Raw genomic sequence first — 18,637 nt, 5'->3', positions numbered from 1 at the left:
TAAGCTAGATCCGATATCCATTCCGAAGGAGACATCGTCATGAGCACTTCCGTGGTCCTCCCCGCTCTCGGTGAGAGCGTCACAGAGGGTACGGTCACCCGCTGGCTGAAGCAGGTCGGCGACACGGTCCAGGCGGATGAGGGCCTGCTCGAGATCTCCACGGACAAGGTCGACACGGAGATCCCGTCGCCCGTCAGCGGTGTGATCGAGGAGATCCTCGTCCAGGAGGACGAGACCGTCGAGGTCGGCGCCATCCTCGCGAAGATCGGCGATGGATCCGGTGCAGCCGAGGCCGCCCCGCAGCCCGAGGCCGCCGCACCCGCCGCGGAAGAGGCGCCCGCGCAGGAGGCCGCCCCCGCGGCCGCACCGGCCGAGGCGCCCGCCGCGCCCGCCGAGGCCGCCCCTGCCGCAGAGGCCGCGCCGGCCGCAGAGCCCGCCGCCACCCCGGCGTCCGGCGGTGGCAAGGAGATCGTCCTTCCCGAGCTCGGCGAAAGCGTGACCGAGGGCACCGTCACCCGGTGGCTCAAGCAGGTCGGCGACGACGTCGCCGTCGACGAGCCCCTCCTCGAGATCTCGACCGACAAGGTGGACACCGAGATTCCCTCGCCGTTCGCCGGCAAGCTCCAGGAGATCCTCGTCCAGGAGGACGAGACGGTCGCCGTCGGATCACCTCTCGCGCGCATCGGCGACTCGGCCGGAGCCGCTCCGGCTCCCGCGGCCGAAGCGCCGGCTCCCGCATCAGAGGCGCCGGCCCCGGCGGCGGAGGCACCTGCCCCTGCCGCGCAGGCCGAGGCACCCGCCCAGGCCGAGGCTCCGGCTCAGCCGGCGGCACCCGCCGAAGCGGCGGCTCCGGCTCCCGCAGCCGCACCCGCGCCCGCCGCAGCACCGGCTCCCGCCCCTGCACCGGCCGCTGCGCCCGCTGCGGCGGCACCAGCCGCAGAGGACGACTCGGACGTGGTCTCGTATGTCACACCCCTCGTGCGTCGCCTCGCACAGCAGCAGGGTGTCGACCTCGCGAGCGTCAAGGGCACCGGAGTCGGTGGACGCATCCGCAAGGAGGACGTGCTGAAGGCCGCTGAGGCCGCTTCGGCTCCCGCGCCCGCCGCCGCCTCCGCAGCAGCTCCTGCCCCCGCGCCGCTCGAGGTCTCGCCGCTGCGCGGCACGACCCAGCCCATGTCGCGCCTGCGTAAGGTCCTCGCCGAGCGTGCGGTGGCCTCCATGCAGTCGACGGCCCAGCTGACGACCGTGGTCGAGGTCGACGTGACCAAGCTCGCGAACTTCCGCGACCAGGTGAAGGGCGACTTCCAGTCCAAGACCGGCGACAAGCTGTCGTTCCTGCCGTTCTTCGCGCTGGCCGCCGCCGAAGCGCTGCAGGCGTACCCCGTCGTCAACTCGACGGTCGACGGCACCGACATCGTGTACCCGCCGAGCGAGAACCTCTCGATCGCGGTCGACACCGAGCGCGGCCTGCTGACGCCCGTGCTGCGGGATGCCGCCTCGAAGAACCTCGCTCAGATCGCGCACGAGATCGCCGATCTCGCGGCCCGCACGCGTGACAACAAGCTCAAGCCCGACGAACTCGCCGGCGGCACGTTCACGCTCACCAACACCGGTTCGCGCGGCGCGCTCTTCGACACCCCCGTCGTCTTCCTGCCGCAGACCGCGATCCTCGGCACCGGTGTGGTCGTCAAGCGCCCAGGCGTGGTGACGGTCGACGGCAAGGATGCGATCTCGGTCCGCTCGTACGTGTACCTCGCGCTCTCGTACGACCACCGCGTGATCGACGGCGCCGACGCGGCGCGCTTCCTCGCTGCGGTGAAGACCCGCCTCGAGTCGGCGAACTTCGAGAGCCAGCTCGGCATCTGATCCACCTCGGCTATGGCTGCTGCGCGGCGTCGTGTACGTCGCGCAGCAGCCATTCGCCGTCTCTGCGCTCGATGACCACCAGCTGGGATGCCGCGCCGGCCGGCTCGGCATCCACCCGCAGCACCGCGACTCCGCCGAAGTCGTCGAGCAGCACGATGGACCGCTGATCTCCCGGTGCATCGATCGGCCCGGCGGGCCACGATGACTCCGGGTCGAGCACGACCGGCCGCAGGCACTCGAGGTCGCCCTCGCAGGCCCGTCGCCGGTCGAGCAGGTCTGCCGCGACGGCGATCAGATCGGGTGCGGCCCCGCTCGGAGTCGGCGCCGGCTTCGGTTCCGCCGACGGCGTCGCCGTCGCCTCGATCGCCGAGGCCGAAGGCGTCGCGACGGGCACCTCGGCGGTCGCTGCGTCGTCGCCGTCGGACGGCCAGAGCAGCCCGGCCCCGAGCACGACGGTCGCGGCGGCGCCCGCGATCAGCCAGGGCGCGCGCCGAGACGGCGCACGGGTGGCGGTCGCGCGACGCCACAGCCGGGTCGTCGCGCGCGAGACGAGGTCGGCGAGATCGGCGTCGACATGGCGCAGCACGCCATCCCAGGGCCGTGGCCGCTCCTCGGCGACCGCCCGGTCGACGTCGGTCAGCTCGGCGCGGGAGAGTTCGCGGGCCGAGCGCGGACCCGACGACGCCGTCGTGATCGGAAGCGGCTCGGCGATCTCGAACAGCAGCGCCTCGGCGCGTTCGAACTCCGCGGCCGAGGGGCGCTCGGCGAGGATCGCCGCCTCGGCATCGCTCCACCCGTCGGCGCGGGCCGTGGTCGCCAGGCCGGCCAGCAGCGCCGCCGAAGTCTCGCGCGCCGTCCGGGACGAGGCATCCGTCGCGAATACCGGGCGTCCTGTCTCGGTCAGCCACCAGTCGCCTGCGACCCCCGCACGATCGCGCAGCTCTGCGCAGCCGCGCAGCAGGCTCACGCCCAGCGTGACCGCCTCGCCGGGCGTCAGCCGTGGGCCGTGCGCGGCACGGCGCGCGAGAAGGTCGGCGATCCGCTCTGTGCAGACCGGCAACGCGACGTCGTGCCCGTCGCTGCGCCGGACGATGTCGAGCGGTGCCAGCACATGGTCGTGGGGCGAGGCATCCCACCCCCGCCAGTCGTCGCCGAGCACCGTCGCGTCGACGAGCACCCGGCGCTCGCCCGACGCGAGACTCACGAGCAGTCCGGGCCACGGGCCGTCGTCCGGAGCGCCGACAGGACGCACCGGCCGATACGGCGTGCGCAGGGCATCGGCGTCGCGGGTCACTTCCCCAGCGTGTCGGCGCGCGCAGGACGGCTCGCGACGGTCTACGGCCATGTGCACGATCGCCGCTCGCGAACACCTGGGGAGGAGCCGAAGTTCGCCCGGCCGGAAAGGTAGGCTGGACCCCATGGCCGCCCGCAGTACCGCTCCCGAGAAGCGCCCCGGTTTCTTCTCCCAGCTCCGCTCCCTCTACACGTTCACGCAGCAGGCGTTCCCCTGGCTCCCGTGGCTCCTCGTGGGCATCCTGCTGCTCGGCATCGCCGTCGGCGTCGGCGTCGGCTTCCTGATCCCGCCCGTCGCCATCTGGAGCGTCATCCTGTGGGGCGTCACCGGCGTCATGCTGGGCATCCTCGGTGCGCTGATGCTGATGACGCGTCTGTCGACCCACGCGATGTACAAGAAGATCGACGGGATGCCGGGAGCCGCCGGCCACGTGCTGTCGACGTCGCTCGGCCGCAAGTGGCAGGCCGCCGACATGCCGGTGGGCGTCAACCCCAAGACCCAGGAGGCCGTCTACCGCGCCGTGGGCCGCGGCGGCGTCGTCATCGTCGGCGAAGGCTCGCGCGGCCGTCTCACGCGCCTCGTGAACGACGAGCGCTCGAAGGTGCAGCGTGTGGCGTCGGGGGTGCCGGTCACGGTGCTGTACATCGGCCACGGCGAGGGCGACGTGCCGATCTCCAAGCTCGCCGCGACCATCAAGGCGCTGCCTAAGAAGGTCGACCGCGCGACGATGGCTGCGGTCATCAAGCGCATCGAGTCGGTGTCGCAGACGCTGTCGTCGTTGCCGATCCCCAAGGGCATCGACCCCACGAAGGTGCGCGCTCCGCGTCCTCGCTGATCGGGCACTAGGCCCGCAGGAGGATCGTCCCCGCGGCCTTGTCGTGGAGTCCCCGCTGATCGGCGTCCCAGATCACGGCCGGGACGACGACGACGAGCAGCAGCGTGCGCACGACCGGCCGCCAGAGCCCCGTCCAGGCGCCGTCGAGCCGGACGAGTCGCAGACCGAGGATGCGGTGGCCCGGGCTGCCCTGCAGCGTCGGGATGAAGACGATCTGGATCCCGGCGAAGATCGCGAGGATGGCGAGCGGATCCCAGCCGAAGAAGCCTGAGATCAGATAGGCGGCGCCGTAGTCGATGAAGAGCGCCCCCGCTCGGCGGCCGATCCGGGCGATCGACCCGCTTCCTTCGCGGGGCAGCCCCAGTCGTTCACCGGGATAGTCCTGGGCGCTCTGTGTCACCGGTCAAGCGTATCCAGGCCGTCGTAACATGCCGGAAACAATGGTGTCACTGCCGGGCAATGCCCCCCGGGTACCGTGCCTGACAAGCGCGCACGCGTGTGGCAGTTCCCGATGCCCTATCACTGGAGCCTTCATGTTCAAAGATTCATCCGAGGTGCTCAAGTTCATCAAGGACGAGGACGTCAAGTTCCTCGACATCCGATTCACGGATCTTCCTGGTGTGCAGCAGCACTTCAACATCCCGGCGTCGACCGTTGACGAGGAGTTCTTCACGGTCGGCCAGCTCTTCGACGGCTCGTCGATCCGCGGCTTCGCGAACATCCACGAGTCCGACATGCAGCTGATCCCGGATGTGTCGACGGCGTACCTCGACCCGTTCCGCGAGGCGAAGACGCTGATCATGATCTTCGACATCTACAACCCGCGCAACGGCGAGATCTACGGCAAGGACCCGCGCCAGGTGGCGAAGAAGGCCGAGAAGTACCTCGCCTCGACCGGCATCGCCGACACCGCCTTCTTCGCACCGGAGGCCGAGTTCTACATCTTCGACGACGTGCGGTACGAGGTGAAGCAGAATTCGAGCTTCTACTCGGTCGACTCCGAGGAGGGCGCGTGGAACACCGGTCGCGTCGAAGAGGGCGGCAACCTCGCCAACAAGACCCCCTTCAAGGGGGGCTACTTCCCCGTCTCCCCCGTCGACAAGCAGGCCGACCTGCGTGACGACATCAGCCTCAAGCTGATCGACGCCGGCCTCATCCTCGAGCGCGCGCACCACGAGGTGGGCACGGGCGGACAGGCCGAGATCAACTACCGCTTCGACACCATGGTCCACTCGGCGGACGACATCCTGAAGTTCAAGTACATCGTCAAGAACACCGCCCTCGAATGGGGCAAGGTGGCGACGTTCATGCCGAAGCCCCTCTTCGGCGACAACGGCTCGGGAATGCACACGCACCAGTCGCTGTGGAGCAACGGCGAGCCCCTGTTCTACGACGAGAAGGGCTACGGCGGCCTGTCGGACATCGCCCGCTGGTACATCGGCGGCCTCCTAGCGCACGCCGCGTCGGTGCTCGCGTTCACGAACCCGACGCTCAACAGCTACCACCGCCTTGTCAAGGGCTACGAGGCTCCGGTCAACCTGGTCTACTCGGCGGGCAACCGCTCGGCGGCGATCCGCATCCCGATCACCGGCTCCAACCCCAAGGCGAAGCGCATCGAATTCCGCGCACCCGACGCCTCGGGCAACCCGTACCTGGCCTTCGCCGCGCAGCTCATGGCCGGTCTCGACGGCATCAAGAACCGCATCGAGCCCCACGAGCCGGTCGACAAGGACCTCTACGAGCTGCCGCCCGAGGAGGCCAAGAACATCCCGCAGGTGCCGAACTCGCTGCAGGACTCGCTCGACGCCCTCGCGGCCGACCACGAGTTCCTCCTCGCGGGCGGCGTGTTCACGCCCGAGCTCATCGAGACGTGGATCGAGTACAAGCTCGAGAACGAGATCAAGCCGCTCGCGGCCCGTCCTCACCCGTTCGAGTACGAGCTGTACTTCGGCGTCTGACGCCCGGATCAGGTTCAGAGCCCTCCGAGTCCGACGCGAATGCGTGGGACTCGGAGGGCTCTTCTGTTCGCTAGGAGAGCGCGACGTAGCCGACGAGCACCGCGAGGAGCACATCCAGCACGGCGCAGAACGTCGCCAGCGCGCGGCCGACGACGCGACCGGACCGGAGGTGGATGTCGTCCCAGACGGCGTGGCCGGCAAGCGCTGCGGCGACCAGGAGACCGCCGGCGGTGGGGGCGAACCGGAGCGCGAGCAGCGCGACCACCCTGGACTTCTCATCGGCCACGCACGTCCCGCGGATCACCGCGCTCCAAACCCTCGGGCGCGTCCTGCACAGCGCGCTGGCGTGACCACCGGCCCGGCAAGTGCACCGAGCGGCTGCCCGCTCTGCGCCGGTGGCACTCCGCCGACGCTCCGCCTACGCTGAACAGGCCGCCCTCTCCACGCTCCTCGAAAGCGAACGACCGATGTCCTCCCGAACCGCCCCGACGAAGCGGCGCCCCGCCGCGCGATCGCCGAGGCGCGCGCCACGGAGCCGGCCAGGGCATCGACGGGTCGTCCGTCGCAAGGGGCGGCTGGCAAGCGTCCTGCGTGTGATCGCGATCTCGCTGGCTGTGGCGGCCGTCACCTCGATCGCCGGCATCGCGCTGGCGGGGGCCCTGGTCGCTCACGCTCTGACCGCCCCGATCGACGAACCCGAGGTCGCTCGGCCTGCGCCATTCGTCATTCCGCCCGCTCCGCTGCCGCCGGGCGTGGCCGGCTATGGGGTCGAACAGCTCGCTCACGCGTGCACGATCCTCGCCGCGGGCCGCGACCTCGCGATGGACGAGCGAGACCAGACGATCGCGGTCATGACGGCGATGGGCGAATCCTCGCTGCGCAACATCGACTACGGCGACTGGGAGACGAACCGGGAGACCAACCCGGACGGGTCGCGCACCACCTCCATCGGACTCTTCCAGCAGCAGGACGGCTGGGGCTCGCGGGAGGCGCGACTGGATCCCTACAGCGCCGCAGCGATCTTCTACCGAGCGATGGTCGCGCGCGTGCCCGACCGCGCGACGCTCGAGCCGACTCTCGTCGCCCACCGCACCCAGATCAACGCCGACCCCCGCCACTACGCCCGCTATTGGGATCGCGCGGTGCGCGTGGTGGCTGCGCTCAACGGCGCGCCGCTCGCGGACGACAGCATCGAGGGCGTCACCGTGTGCCCGGCTCAGCCGTAGAAGAGCTTCTCGAACACGCGGCGGGCGCGGCGGGTCGCGGCGAGGTAGTCCTCTTCGACCTGGGTGGCCGACCGCGGCGGGTACTCGAGGAGTCGTCCGATGCCGTCGAGCCGCTTGCGGTCGACGGGCAGGATGTCGCTCGTCTGGCCCGACAGCAATGTGTTGGCCGACCGCAGGCGGCTCGCCAGCCGCCAGGCCTCGGTGAGACGCGCCGCCGCGACGGCGGGGATGAGCCCGGCCTCGCGGGCCGCCCGGAGGGCATCCAGCGTGGAAGTGGTCCGCATACCGGAGATCTCGTGAGCGTGCTCGAGCTGCAGCAGCTGCACCAGCCATTCGACGTCGCTCAGCGAGCCCGGCCCGAGCTTGAGGTGACGGGCCGGATCGGCGCCCTGCGGCAGGCGCTCGCTCTCCACCCGGGCCTTGATCCGCTTGATCTCGCGCAGCCCCTGCGGGTCGACCTCCTGGGGGTAGCGCACCTGGTCGGCCAGCTCCATGAAGGAGCGGATGAGCTTGACGCTGCCCGCCACGCCGCGCGCCCGGAGGAGCGCCTGAGCCTCCCACGACAGCGACCAGCGCCGGTAGTACTCGGCATAAGCATCGAGCGACCGCGCGATGGGCCCGTTGCGACCTTCCGGGCGGAGGTCGGCATCCAGGTCGAGCGGCACGCGATGGTCCTCGGAGTGCCCGCGCAGCGCGGCGACGAGCTTGACCGCGAGCTCGTGGGCACGCTGGGGCTCGACGCTGTTCGCGCGGTAGACGTACATGACGTCGGCGTCGGAGCCGAAGCCCAGCTCGCGGCCGCCGAAGCGGCCCATTCCGATGACCGAGAAATCCAGGTCGTCGTCCTCGGGAGGAACGATCGTCGGCCGCACTGCGCGCAGCGTCGCCTGGATGGTGACGTCGGTGATCGTGGTGAGGGCGTCCGCGACCTCCTCGATCGTGATCGTGCCGACCACGGCGGCCATCGCCGTGCGCAGCAGCTCCCGGCGCCGCAGGGCGCGCACCGACCGCATGGCGTCCTCGACGGAGCCGTGCCGCGCCTGGATGGCGCGCGCCTCCTGCTGCAGCGCGACCCCCGACCGGGGCCGCAGCAGCTCGTCGTCGTCGAGCCAGGCCGCCGACTCGGGGATCCACTCCATGAGCTCACCGATGTAGCGCGAGCCCGACAGCACCCGCGTGAGGCTCTCGGCCGCGGCCGACGAGTCGCGCAGCATCCGCAGGAACCAGGGGGTGTCGCCCAGCCGCTCGCTCAGCCGGCGGAAGGCGAGGAGGCCGTAGTCCGGATCGACCCCGTCCGCGAACCAGCGGATCATGACGGGCATCAGGTGCCGCTGGATCGCGGCCTTGCGTCTCAGTCCGCTCGTGAGCGCGGCGATGTGGCGCAGCGCCCCGGCCGGATCGGCGAACCCGATCGCGGCCAGGCGGTCGTGCGCCTGAGCAGTGGACAGCACCCGCTCCTCGGCAGGGAGTGCGGCGACAGCCGAGAGCAGGGGCCGGTAGAAGAGACGGACATGGATGTCGCGCACCTCGCGCTTCACCGACTCCCACTGCTGCCACACCCCGTCGCCCGTGTCGGCGAGTCCCGTGGCCCGCGCGAGCACCCGCAGCTCCTCCGGCCGCGACGGCATCAGGTGGGTGCGGCGCAGGTGGCGCAGCTGCACGCGGTGCTCGAGCAGGCGGAGCACGCGGTAGTCGCGGGAGAAAGCGGATGCCTCGTTCCGGCCGATGTAGCCCTCGGCGACCAGGGCGTCCAGCGCCTCGAGCGTCCCGCGCTGGCGGATGCGATCGTCGGAGAGCCCGTGGACGAGCTGCAGCAGCTGGACGGTGAACTCGATGTCGCGGATGCCGCCGGGGCCGAGCTTGATCTGGAACGGCACCTCGGCGGCCGGGATGTGCTCGGTCACGCGCTCGCGCATCCGCTGAACGCTGTCGACGAAGTTCTCACGCGCGGCGCTCGTCCACACCTTCGGCTGCACGGCCGCGACGTACGCGTCGCCGAGCGCCACATCACCCGCGATGGGCCGCGCCTTGAGCAGCGCCTGGAACTCCCAGCTCTTCGCCCACCGCTCGTAGTACGCCAGGTGCGAGTCGAGCGTGCGGACGAGCGCACCCTGCTTGCCCTCGGGTCGCAGGTTCGCGTCCACCTCCCACAGCGGAGGCTCGACCTCGATCCCCGAGATGCCGCGCATCGTCTGCACAGCGAGGCGCGTGGCGATGTCGACGACGCGGCTCTCGCCCAGCTGCTCCCCGGCGCCGGCCTCGGCTCCGGCGACGAAGATGACATCGACGTCGCTGACGTAGTTCAGTTCACGCGCGCCCGTCTTGCCCATCCCGATGATCGCGAGCTTGGATTGCGCCACCTGGTCGCGGGGGAACAGTCCGGCGCCGGCGACCCCGCCCGAGACCCGCGTGCGGGCGACCGCGAGCGAAGCCTCCAGCGCCGCGGCCGCGGCATCCGCGAGTCGTGCCGCCACCGCGGGGACGTGGTCGACCGGGGAGTCGCTCAGCAGATCGAAGGCGGCGATGCGGGCGAGCATGCGGCGATAGCGGACGCGCAGCGCGACCCACGCGGATTCGCCGCTGTCGTGGGCGAACCCGTCCTCGGCGCCGACCGCGTCGAGGAGCGTCTCGCGCAGCTCGACCGACGACGGCAGCGTGACGCCCGCGCCCGTGAGGTGCGCCAGCTCACCGGGGTTCCGGTGGAAGAAGTCGGCGAAGCCGGTGGAGGCGCCCAGGAGCGCCCACAGCGATCGCCAGCCCTGTTCGTCTTGGTGCAGCAGCCGCACGGCGTCGGCGTCGCGGCGCGCGATGCGCGCCAGCGCGCCCAGCGCCTCGTCGGCATCCGCGGCGAGCTGCGCGCCCGCCATCATCGCGTCGCGGGGCACGCCGGTGGCGTCCTCCACCTCGCGGAGGAGTGCGTCGGCGTCGCTCAGACTCGTGAAGCCGAGGCGCGCGAGATGGGTGAGGGAGCTGGACCGTTCGCTCGCGGACATGCGCCGGGACGGGTCAGAGCATCTCGAGGTTGCTCTTGAGCTCGAACTGCGTGACCTGCGAGCGGTACTCCTGCCACTCGCGCCGCTTGTTGAGGAGCACGTAGTTGAAGACCTGCTCGCCGAGGGTCTCGGCGACGAGCTCGGACTCCTCCATGTACTCGAGCGCGTGGTCGAGGCTCGCGGGCAGCGGCGCGTACCCGAGCGCGCGCCGCTCGGCGTCGGTCAGGGACCAGACGTTGTCCTCCGCCTCGGGCGGAAGCTCGTAGCCCTCTTCGATGCCCTTGAGCCCGGCCGCCAGCATGAGCGCGTAGGCCAGGTACGGGTTGGCGGCCGAATCGAGCGCACGGTACTCGACCCGCGACGACTGTCCCTTGTTGGGCTTGTAGAGGGGCACGCGCACGAGGGCGGACCGGTTGTTGTGGCCCCAGCAGATGAAGCTCGGTGCCTCGTCGCCGCCCCACAGCCGCTTGTACGAGTTGACGAACTGGTTGGTCACCGCGGCGATCTCGTTCGCGTGGCGGAGCAGGCCGGCGATGAACTGACGCCCGACCTTCGACAGCTGGTACTGCGCGCCCTCTTCGTAGAACGCGTTGACGTCGCCCTCGAAGAGCGACATGTGGGTGTGCATCCCGCTGCCGGGCTTTCCGCCGAGCGGCTTCGGCATGAACGTCGCATAGACGCCCTGCTCGATCGCCACCTCCTTCACCACGGTGCGGAAGGTCATGATGTTGTCGGCCGTGGCGAGGGCGTCGGCGTAGCGCAGGTCGATCTCGTTCTGGCCGGGGCCGCCTTCGTGGTGGCTGAACTCGACCGAGATGCCCAGGTCTTCGAGCATGCGCACGGACCGGCGGCGGAAGTCGTGCGCCGTGCCGCCGGGCACGTTGTCGAAGTAGCCGGCGGAGTCGACCGGCACGGGCCCGTCGGCGCCGAAGGACGACGACTTCAGCAGGTAGAACTCGATCTCGGGGTGGGTGTAGAAGGTGAACCCGGCGTCGGCCGCCTTCGCGAGCGTGCGCTTGAGCACATGGCGCGGGTCGGCGACCGCGGGCTGGCCATCGGGCGTCGTGATGTCGCAGAACATGCGAGCCGTCGGGTCGATCTCGCCCCGCCACGGCAGGATCTGGAACGTCGTCGGGTCGGGGTGCGCCAGAAGATCGGACTCGTAGGACCGCGTGAGGCCTTCGATGGCGGAGCCATCGAATCCGAGGCCCTCGGTGAAGGCTCCTTCGACCTCGGCCGGGGCGATCGCCACCGACTTGAGGGTGCCGATGACGTCGGTGAACCAGAGCCGGACGAACTTCACGCCCCGCTCCTCGATCGTCCTCAGAACGAAGTCACGCTGCTTGTCCATCGCATCCTCTCCGGGTGCCCGATGCGGCCGTAGCCAGACTACTGGTCGCCGCGGGTGTCACCCGACGCCGGAGAGCCGCCCCACGCGTCGTCGCGGGCCTCCTCCTCGGCCCACGCGCGCGAGCGCCGGCGCATGACCTCTGGAGCCTGAGCGGCCTCCTCGGGGGTGTCGAAGGGGCCGGCCCGATCGACGGCCGGGGACTCGTAGCCCTTCTCGACCTCGCCCGTCTTGAGGTTGTACCAGTACTTCTCGCTGTCGCTCGTCATGGTGCGCTCCCCTCGGAGTCCGATCGGCCGCGATGGGCCTCGGCACGATCCTACTGACCGCTCACGCACACCCGCGCGCCCGGGCTGGATAGGGTGAGGGCATGGCTTCTCAGGCGACTCGCGCCGTCGGCGTGGACATCGGCGGCACCGGGATCAAGGCGGGACTGGTCGACCTCGAGGGCGGTCGGCTCATCAGCGATCGCATCAAGGTGGCGACCCCCGAGGGGGCCGAGCCGCAGGACGTGCTCGACGCGGTCACCGAGGTCCTGTCTACGCTCGGCGTCACCGGCGAGTCCATCCCCCTCGGCGTCGCGTTCCCCGCGATCGTCAAGAACGGCCGCACGCTCTCGGCGGCGAACGTCTCCGAGAAGTGGATCGGGTTCGAGGCCGAGAAGTTCTTCGAGGACGGTCTCGGGCGTGACATCCACTTCGCCAACGACGCCGACGTCGCCGGCGTCGCGGAGCTGCGCTACGGCGCGGCCAAGGACAAGCCCGGGCTGACCATCCTCACCACCCTCGGAACCGGCATCGGATCGGCGCTGCTCTACAACGGCGTGCTCGTGCCGAATTCCGAGCTCGGGCACGTGCAGCGAGCGAAGCACGGGAAGGATGCCGAGGCCTACGCCGCGTACTCCGCCATGGAGCGCGAGAGCCTGAGCTGGGAGAAGTGGGCCAAGCGGCTGCAGTGGTACTACAGCTACATCGAGTTCCTGTTCAGCCCCGACCTCTTCGTGGTGGGCGGCGGCGTCTCGAAGCACGCCGACCAGTTCCTGCACCTGCTCGACCTGAACACCCCGATCGTCCCGGCCGTTCATCGCAACAATGCGGGCATTATCGGAGCGGCTGCGCTGGCGCTCGCCTGAGCGGCTGAGCGCCTGACGAGAGGGCGAATGGGCCGGCCTGTACGCCGGGTTCTGTCCGGGGGCCGAAGCCCCGTGGACGGTCATCTCTCTCGGCGACACGTTGCCGTGCCGCTCCAGCGGCCTACCCGGGGACTCGGCGGGCCGCGTCGTCATCCCCTGTCTGGCCTTGCTCCGGGCGAGGTTTACCGTGCGGGTCGCGTCACCGCGACCCCGGTGGTCTCTTACACCACCCTTTCACCCTTACCGGGACTCGCGTCCCGGCGGTCTGCTCTCTGTGGCACTGTCTCGCGGATCACTCCGGGTGGGTGTTACCCACCGCCCTGCCCTGCGGAGCCCGGACGTTCCTCGGCGCGAAGCGGTGAACCGCTCGCGACGCGACCGTCCAGCCGACCCATTCGCGTCCTCGATTGTCGCACGTCTGCCTGGGGCGGACTCCCGACTCAGTCCTTGAGCGCCGACTCCGCGACGTGCACGTCGAGCCGGAAGTCCACGGGGAAGTCGCCGAAGAGCAGCCGTCCCGCGGCGGCTGCGGCATCCGTCACCGCCTCGGCGGCGGCATCGGCGAGCTCCGCCGGTGCATGCACGATGACCTCGTCGTGCAGGAAGAAGGCGAGATGCGGGCGGTTCGCGAACACGGGGCCCGACCGCGGTGCGGCCGCGTCATCGGCGACCGGGGGCATCGCGTGCAGGCGGGTGCGCAGATCGGCCATCCACGCGAGCGCCCACTCGGCGGCCGTGCCCTGCACCACGAAGTTGCGGGTGAAGCGTCCACGGTCGCGGGCCCAGCGCCTCGCGCGTGTCTCGTCGGCTCCGGATGCCTCGGCCTCGGTCGCCTGGGACTGCGCTGCCGCCCATGCCTCTGACGGAGGCGGCGACGTGCGTCCGAGCCAGGTGGACACGACCCCGCCGTCCTCCCCAGTGCGGGCGGCGTCGTCGACGAGTCCCATGGCGCGCGGGTAGGCACGGCGAAGGCGCGGCATGAGCCGCCCCGACTCCCCCGTCGTCGCTCCGTACATCGCCCCGAGGAGCGCGATCTTGGCCTCCTGGCGAGAGGGCACCGCGCCGCTCTCCACGATGCCGGCGTAGAGGTCGCGTCCTCGCGCCGCGGCTGCAAGGGCCGTGTCGCTCGACATCGCGGCGAGCACGCGCGGCTCGAGCTGGGCCACGTCCGCGACGACGAGCTTCCATCCCGGGTCGGCGCGCACCGCCTCGCGCAGCTGCCGGGGCAGCTGCAGCGCTCCCCCGCCCGACGACGCCCAGCGCCCGGTCACGACACCGCCCGGCACGAACACCGGCCGGAAGCGTCCGTCGGCGACCCACTCATCCAGCCACGCCCAGCCGTTGGCGGACAGCAGTCGCGAGAGCTTCTTGTACTCGAGGAGCGGAGGGATGACCGGATGCTTCTGCTCGGCCAGCTCCCACCGACTGGTCGACTCGACCAGCACACCGGCGCGGTGCAGCGACCGCAGGAGCTTCGGCTGGGAGTCGAGACTGGCGGCCGGGTCGCCGAGCGCCTCCCGGACGCGCGCCGCCGCGGCCGCGAGCTTCGCCGGCAGCCCGCCGCCGGCCGGCCGTTCGCCGAGGAGCTCCGCGAGCACGCGGTCGTGGGCCGCGGCATCCCACGGCAGCCCGGCGGCGCGCAGCTCCTCGGCGATGAGCGCCCCCGCCGACTCGGCGGCGACGAGAAGCCGGAGCCGCGACGGGTCTGCCGATCGTGCGATCGCGTCGCGCTGACGCCCGAACTCGGCGAGGACCTCGTCCAGATCGTCCGGCGGTCCCGCGCTCCGGGACGGACCCTCGAGCTCGAACAGCGCCGGCGCCGATGCGACGGCGCCGACGAAGGGCGCGGCATCCCACTCGTCCGCCTCCTGGATCGCGCCGGCCGCCGCCAGCGCCGACGTGCGCAGGATCGCGTGACACAGGCGGAGGTCGTGGCAGCGTCCGACGCGCACGCCGGAGGCGAGCAGTGCCGCGTACCACTGCGGCGCGTCGTTCCAGACCCAGCGCGGGGCGTCGGCCGCTTCGCGTTCGGCGACCCAGACGGCCAGGCCGGCCCGCGTCAGCGTGCGACGCTCGGTCTCGACGCCGTCAGCGTCCAGGAGAGCGGCCGCCACGGCGCCATCGGTCCGCCCGAGGACGATCCAGCTCGGCGGGTCAGGCTGCGGCATCCGCTCCGCCATACGAGCCCCCGTCGGAATCGACGACGACGAGAGGCGTCACAGTCCGGATTCGCCGGTGCGGACGAGGATGCACCCGCACTCGGGGCAGGTCACGACGGTGTCTTCTGGGGTCTGTCGCAGAACGTTGAGGTCGGTGCCCGACAGCACCATGTGGCAGCCCTCGCACGTTCGCGCGCGGAGGAATGCAGCGCCGGGGCTGCGCAGGGCGAGCTTCTCGTACAGGGCGATCAGATCGGCGGCAACCTCACCGGCCACAGCCGCGCGGTCGCGCGTCGCGGCGTCGAACGCCGCCGTCGCCTCGGCGACGACGCGCTTGCCCTCGGCGCTGAGCTCGGCACCCTTCGCGTTCGTCTCGGCGATCAGAGCCTCCTGCTCGGAGACAGCGGCCTCCGCCTGCTCGAGCCGCTCCATCACCTCGAGCTCGGCGTCCTCGAGGTCGCTCTTGCGCCGGGCGAGCGATGCCAGCTCGCTCTCGAGCCCCTGCGCTTCCTTCGAGTTCGAGGAGTGGGCGAGCCGCTCGGCGTCGCGCGCGCTGCGTGCGTCGACGACGGCGACATCGGACTCGATGCGCGCCAGCTCCGTGCGCAGATCGTCGCGCGCGCCGAGCCGGACCGTCAGCTCCTGCGAGAGGGTCTGGCGGTGGGCGAGCAGCTCTTGCACCTTCCCCGCCTGCGGCGGGTTCTTGCGGGCATGGTCGGCCTGACGGATGCGGGCATCGAGCTCGGCGACCTCGACGAGGCGGAGTTGGTCGGCGGGGCTGGCGTTCACGCCTCCAACCTACCCCGGGGCTCGACGTCACGATCGTGATGGTGGGCCCTGCCGGGATCGAACCGACGACATCCACGGTGTAAACGTGGCGCTCTACCAGCTGAGCTAAAGGCCCTCGCCGACCAGTTTACGGTCGTCACGCCGGATGCCTCGTGACGGAGCGCTCAGCAGACCGCTGCTGCGGGCATCCGCCACCCCCACGACTCGCTAGGCTGGAAGACGGTGCGTTGTACAGGGCCGACAAAGCCTGTCCGCTCCGGTACCGATTACCTGGCACGATCTGCCAGACGACGAAAGGTCATCTGTGACTGTCAACGATCAGGATCCGTACTCGCAGGAGCCCCTGGACAGCGATCCCGATGAGACCTCCGAGTGGCAGGAATCCCTCCAGCAGCTCGTTCAGGCCAAGGGCCACGGTCGTGGCCGCGAGATCATGCTCAGCCTGCTGCAGACCTCCCACGAGCTGCAGCTGAACGTGCCGCAGGTCCCGACCACGGACTACATCAACACCATCGCGCCCGACAACGAGCCCGAGTTCCCCGGTGACGAGGAGCTCGAGCGCCGATACCGTCGCTGGCTGCGCTGGAATGCGGCCATCACCGTGCACCGCGCGCAGCGCCCGGGCATCGGCGTCGGCGGGCACATCTCGACCTACGCGTCGTCGGCGTCGCTGTACGAAGTCGGCTTCAACCACTTCTTCCGCGGGCTCGACGACCCGACCGGCGGCGATCAGATCTTCATCCAGGGCCACGCCTCCCCCGGCATCTACGCGCGCTCCTTCCTCGAGGGCCGGCTCAGCGAGGCGCAGCTCGACGGCTTCCGCCAGGAGAAGTCGAAGGCGCCGGAGGGCATCCCGTCCTATCCGCACCCGCGGCTCATGCCGGAGTACTGGCAGTTCCCCACCGTCTCGATGGGTCTCGGACCGATCAACGCCATCTACCAGGCGATGTCGAACAAGTACCTCACCAACCGCGGCATCAAGGATCTGACGAACTCGCGCGTGTGGGCGTTCCTCGGCGACGGCGAGATGGACGAGGTCGAGAGCCGCGGCCAGCTGCAGGTCGCCGCGAACGAGGGCCTCGACAACCTCACCTTCGTCGTGAACTGCAACCTGCAGCGCCTCGACGGCCCGGTCCGCGGAAACGGCAAGATCATCCAGGAGCTCGAGAGCTTCTTCCGCGGCGCGGGCTGGAACGTCATCAAGGTCGTCTGGGGCAGCGGCTGGGACGAGCTCCTGTCGAAGGACACGGACGGCGCGCTCGTCCACCTCATGAACACCACCCCGGACGGCGACTTCCAGACGTACCGCGCCGAGGACGGCGCGTTCATCCGCGAGCACTTCTTCGGACGCGACGAGCGGACCGCGGCGCTGGTGAAGGACTGGTCCGACGAGGACATCTGGGGCAAGCTGCGCCGCGGCGGACTGGACTACCGCAAGGTCTACGCGGCCTACAAGGCGGCGACGGAGCACAAGGGCCAGCCGACCGTCATCCTCGCGAAGACGATCAAGGGCTATGGCCTGGGTCACCACTTCGAGGGCCGCAACGCGACCCACCAGATGAAGAAGATGACGCTGCAGGACCTCAAGTACTTCCGCGACTCGATGCGCATCCCGATCACCGACGAGCAGCTCGACGAGAACCCGTACCTGCCGCCGTACTACAACCCGGGCGCACAGGACGAGACCATCCAGTACATGCTGGAGCGCCGACGCGAGCTCGGCGGGTTCCTCCCCGAGCGTCGCACGCACCACGTGGGCCTGCAGCTTCCGGGCGACGAGGCGTACGCGCTTCCGAAGAAGGGCTCCGGAACGCAGGAGATCGCCACGACGATGGCGTTCGTCCGCCTGCTGAAGGATCTCCTGCGGGCGAAGGACTTCGGTCACCGCATCGTCCCGATCATCCCGGACGAGGCGCGCACCTTCGGCATGGACGCGTACTTCCCGACCGCGAAGATCTACAACCCGCACGGCCAGAACTACACGTCGGTCGACCGCGAGCTCCTCCTCGCGTACAAGGAGAGCCCGCAGGGTCAGATCGTCCACGTGGGCATCAACGAGGCGGGTGCGGTGGCTGCGTTCACCGCGGCGGGCACGTCCTACTCGACGCACGGCGAGCCGCTGATCCCGGTGTACGTCTTCTACTCGATGTTCGGGTTCCAGCGCACCGGAGACGCCCAGTGGGCCGCCGGCGACCAGATGGCCCGCGGGTTCATCATCGGCGCGACCGCGGGCCGCACCACGCTCACCGGCGAGGGCCTGCAGCACGCCGACGGCCACTCGCAGCTGCTGGCTTCGACGAACCCCGCGACCGTCTCGTACGACCCGGCCTACGGCTACGAGATCGCGCACATCGTGCGCTCGGGCATCGAGCGCATGTACGGCGGGAACCACCCCGACCCGAACGTCATGTACTACCTCACGGTCTACAACGAGCCGCTGGTCCAGCCGGCCGAGCCCGCGGACGTGGACGTCGACGGCATCGTGCGAGGCATCCACCGCATCTCCTCGCCCGAGGGAGACGGGCCTCGTGCCCAGCTCCTCGCATCGGGCGTCGGCGTGCCGTGGGCGCTCGAGGCCCAGCAGCTCCTCCGCGACGACTGGGGCGTGCAGGCCGACGTGTGGTCGGTGACCTCGTGGACGGAGCTGCGCCGCGACGGCCTGGCCGCCGACGAGCATAACTTCCTGCACCCCGACGAGGAGCCGCGCACCGCGTACATCACCGAGAAGCTGCGCGACACTCCCGGCCCGGTCGTGGCCGTGAGCGACTTCATGCACGCGGTCCAGGACCAGATCCGCCCGTGGGTGCAGCACCGCTTCGTCACGCTCGGCGCCGATGGGTTCGGCTTCTCCGACACCCGTGCCGCGGCACGTCGCTACTTCAAGATCGACGGCCCGTCGATCGTGGTGCGCACGCTCCAGGCCCTCGCGGCCGATGGTGTGGTCGACCGCGGTCTCGCCGCCCAGGCGATCGAGAAGTACCGCCTGCACGACGTGACCGCAGGCACGAGCGGGAACGCCGGCGGCGAGAGCTGACCG

At 70.5% G+C, this 18,637-nt stretch carries 14 protein-coding genes, 1 tRNA gene and 1 other RNA gene; 6 read left to right on the top strand and 10 right to left on the bottom strand.

What is annotated here, in order from left to right:
* Positions 1 to 39: 39 nt before the first annotated feature.
* The gene (gene sucB, locus JX005_RS08135; protein WP_214466971.1) at positions 40 to 1,866 is read left to right on the top strand and encodes a 2-oxoglutarate dehydrogenase, E2 component, dihydrolipoamide succinyltransferase; all 1,827 of its coding nucleotides are present in this window, start codon (positions 40 to 42) and stop codon (positions 1,864 to 1,866) included.
* Between the two features lie 10 nt (positions 1,867 to 1,876).
* On the opposite strand, the gene JX005_RS08130 is transcribed toward sucB, so the two are convergent.
* Positions 1,877 to 3,160 (bottom strand): serine/threonine-protein kinase, encoded by a 1,284-nt coding sequence (locus JX005_RS08130; protein WP_214466962.1) that lies wholly within the window; start codon positions 3,158 to 3,160, stop codon positions 1,877 to 1,879.
* A 124-nt stretch (positions 3,161 to 3,284) separates the two neighbouring features.
* On the opposite strand from JX005_RS08130, the gene JX005_RS08125 reads away from it, so the two are divergent.
* Positions 3,285 to 3,995: a DUF4191 family protein gene (locus JX005_RS08125; protein ID WP_214466960.1), complete on the top strand. Its 711-nt coding sequence runs from the start codon at positions 3,285 to 3,287 to the stop codon at positions 3,993 to 3,995.
* 7 nt (positions 3,996 to 4,002) lie between these two features.
* On the opposite strand, the gene JX005_RS08120 is transcribed toward JX005_RS08125, so the two are convergent.
* Positions 4,003 to 4,395, bottom strand: a complete 393-nt coding sequence (locus JX005_RS08120) for an RDD family protein (protein ID WP_214466959.1) — start codon at positions 4,393 to 4,395, stop codon at positions 4,003 to 4,005.
* A 133-nt stretch (positions 4,396 to 4,528) separates the two neighbouring features.
* On the opposite strand from JX005_RS08120, the gene glnA reads away from it, so the two are divergent.
* The gene (gene glnA, locus JX005_RS08115; protein ID WP_214466957.1) at positions 4,529 to 5,953 is read left to right on the top strand and encodes a type I glutamate--ammonia ligase; all 1,425 of its coding nucleotides are present in this window, start codon (positions 4,529 to 4,531) and stop codon (positions 5,951 to 5,953) included.
* A 70-nt stretch (positions 5,954 to 6,023) separates the two neighbouring features.
* On the opposite strand, the gene JX005_RS08110 is transcribed toward glnA, so the two are convergent.
* Positions 6,024 to 6,218, bottom strand: coding sequence for a hypothetical protein (locus JX005_RS08110; protein ID WP_214466956.1), 195 nt, complete (start codon positions 6,216 to 6,218; stop codon positions 6,024 to 6,026).
* Positions 6,219 to 6,546: 328 nt separating this feature from the next.
* Here JX005_RS08110 and JX005_RS08105 point away from each other — a divergent pair, with 328 nt between their 5' ends.
* Positions 6,547 to 7,179, top strand: coding sequence for a peptidase M23 (locus tag JX005_RS08105; protein WP_214466954.1), 633 nt, complete (start codon positions 6,547 to 6,549; stop codon positions 7,177 to 7,179).
* Here JX005_RS08105 and JX005_RS08100 read toward each other — a convergent pair.
* From JX005_RS08100 to JX005_RS08090, 3 genes are read right to left on the bottom strand one after another with little or no spacing between them, the layout of a single operon-like run.
* On the bottom strand, positions 7,170 to 10,172 hold the full coding sequence (locus tag JX005_RS08100; RefSeq protein ID WP_214466950.1) for a bifunctional [glutamine synthetase] adenylyltransferase/[glutamine synthetase]-adenylyl-L-tyrosine phosphorylase: 3,003 nt from the start codon (positions 10,170 to 10,172) through the stop codon (positions 7,170 to 7,172). The two genes, JX005_RS08105 and JX005_RS08100, sit on opposite strands and share 10 nt — an antisense overlap.
* Before the next feature lie 13 nt (positions 10,173 to 10,185).
* On the bottom strand, positions 10,186 to 11,523 hold the full coding sequence (locus JX005_RS08095; RefSeq protein ID WP_214466949.1) for a glutamine synthetase family protein: 1,338 nt from the start codon (positions 11,521 to 11,523) through the stop codon (positions 10,186 to 10,188).
* Positions 11,524 to 11,561: 38 nt separating this feature from the next.
* Positions 11,562 to 11,789, bottom strand: a complete 228-nt coding sequence (locus JX005_RS08090; protein ID WP_214466947.1) for an SPOR domain-containing protein — start codon at positions 11,787 to 11,789, stop codon at positions 11,562 to 11,564.
* 101 nt (positions 11,790 to 11,890) lie between these two features.
* On the opposite strand from JX005_RS08090, the gene ppgK reads away from it, so the two are divergent.
* On the top strand, positions 11,891 to 12,652 hold the full coding sequence (gene ppgK, locus JX005_RS08085) for a polyphosphate--glucose phosphotransferase (RefSeq protein ID WP_214466945.1): 762 nt from the start codon (positions 11,891 to 11,893) through the stop codon (positions 12,650 to 12,652).
* A gap of 24 nt (positions 12,653 to 12,676) precedes the next feature.
* On the opposite strand, the gene rnpB is transcribed toward ppgK, so the two are convergent.
* The 4 genes from rnpB to JX005_RS08065 form a co-directional block, all read right to left on the bottom strand.
* Positions 12,677 to 13,046, bottom strand: an RNA gene (gene rnpB / locus JX005_RS08080) — RNase P RNA component class A.
* Positions 13,047 to 13,092: 46 nt separating this feature from the next.
* Positions 13,093 to 14,820, bottom strand: coding sequence for a bifunctional 3'-5' exonuclease/DNA polymerase (locus JX005_RS08075; protein WP_214466943.1), 1,728 nt, complete (start codon positions 14,818 to 14,820; stop codon positions 13,093 to 13,095).
* A 48-nt stretch (positions 14,821 to 14,868) separates the two neighbouring features.
* Positions 14,869 to 15,600: a zinc ribbon domain-containing protein gene (locus JX005_RS08070; protein ID WP_214466942.1), complete on the bottom strand. Its 732-nt coding sequence runs from the start codon at positions 15,598 to 15,600 to the stop codon at positions 14,869 to 14,871.
* A gap of 39 nt (positions 15,601 to 15,639) precedes the next feature.
* A tRNA-Val gene (locus JX005_RS08065) sits at positions 15,640 to 15,715 on the bottom strand.
* 189 nt (positions 15,716 to 15,904) lie between these two features.
* Between JX005_RS08065 and aceE the strand changes: the two genes are divergently transcribed.
* Positions 15,905 to 18,634, top strand: coding sequence for a pyruvate dehydrogenase (acetyl-transferring), homodimeric type (aceE, locus tag JX005_RS08060; RefSeq protein ID WP_214466939.1), 2,730 nt, complete (start codon positions 15,905 to 15,907; stop codon positions 18,632 to 18,634).
* Positions 18,635 to 18,637 lie beyond the last annotated feature (3 nt).

Source organism: Microbacterium flavescens, from assembly GCF_018588945.1.
GTDB lineage: Bacteria > Actinomycetota > Actinomycetes > Actinomycetales > Microbacteriaceae > Microbacterium > Microbacterium flavescens.
Note: the sequence above shows the minus strand (reverse complement) of the source record. Positions and strands in the feature narration are given on the sequence as shown.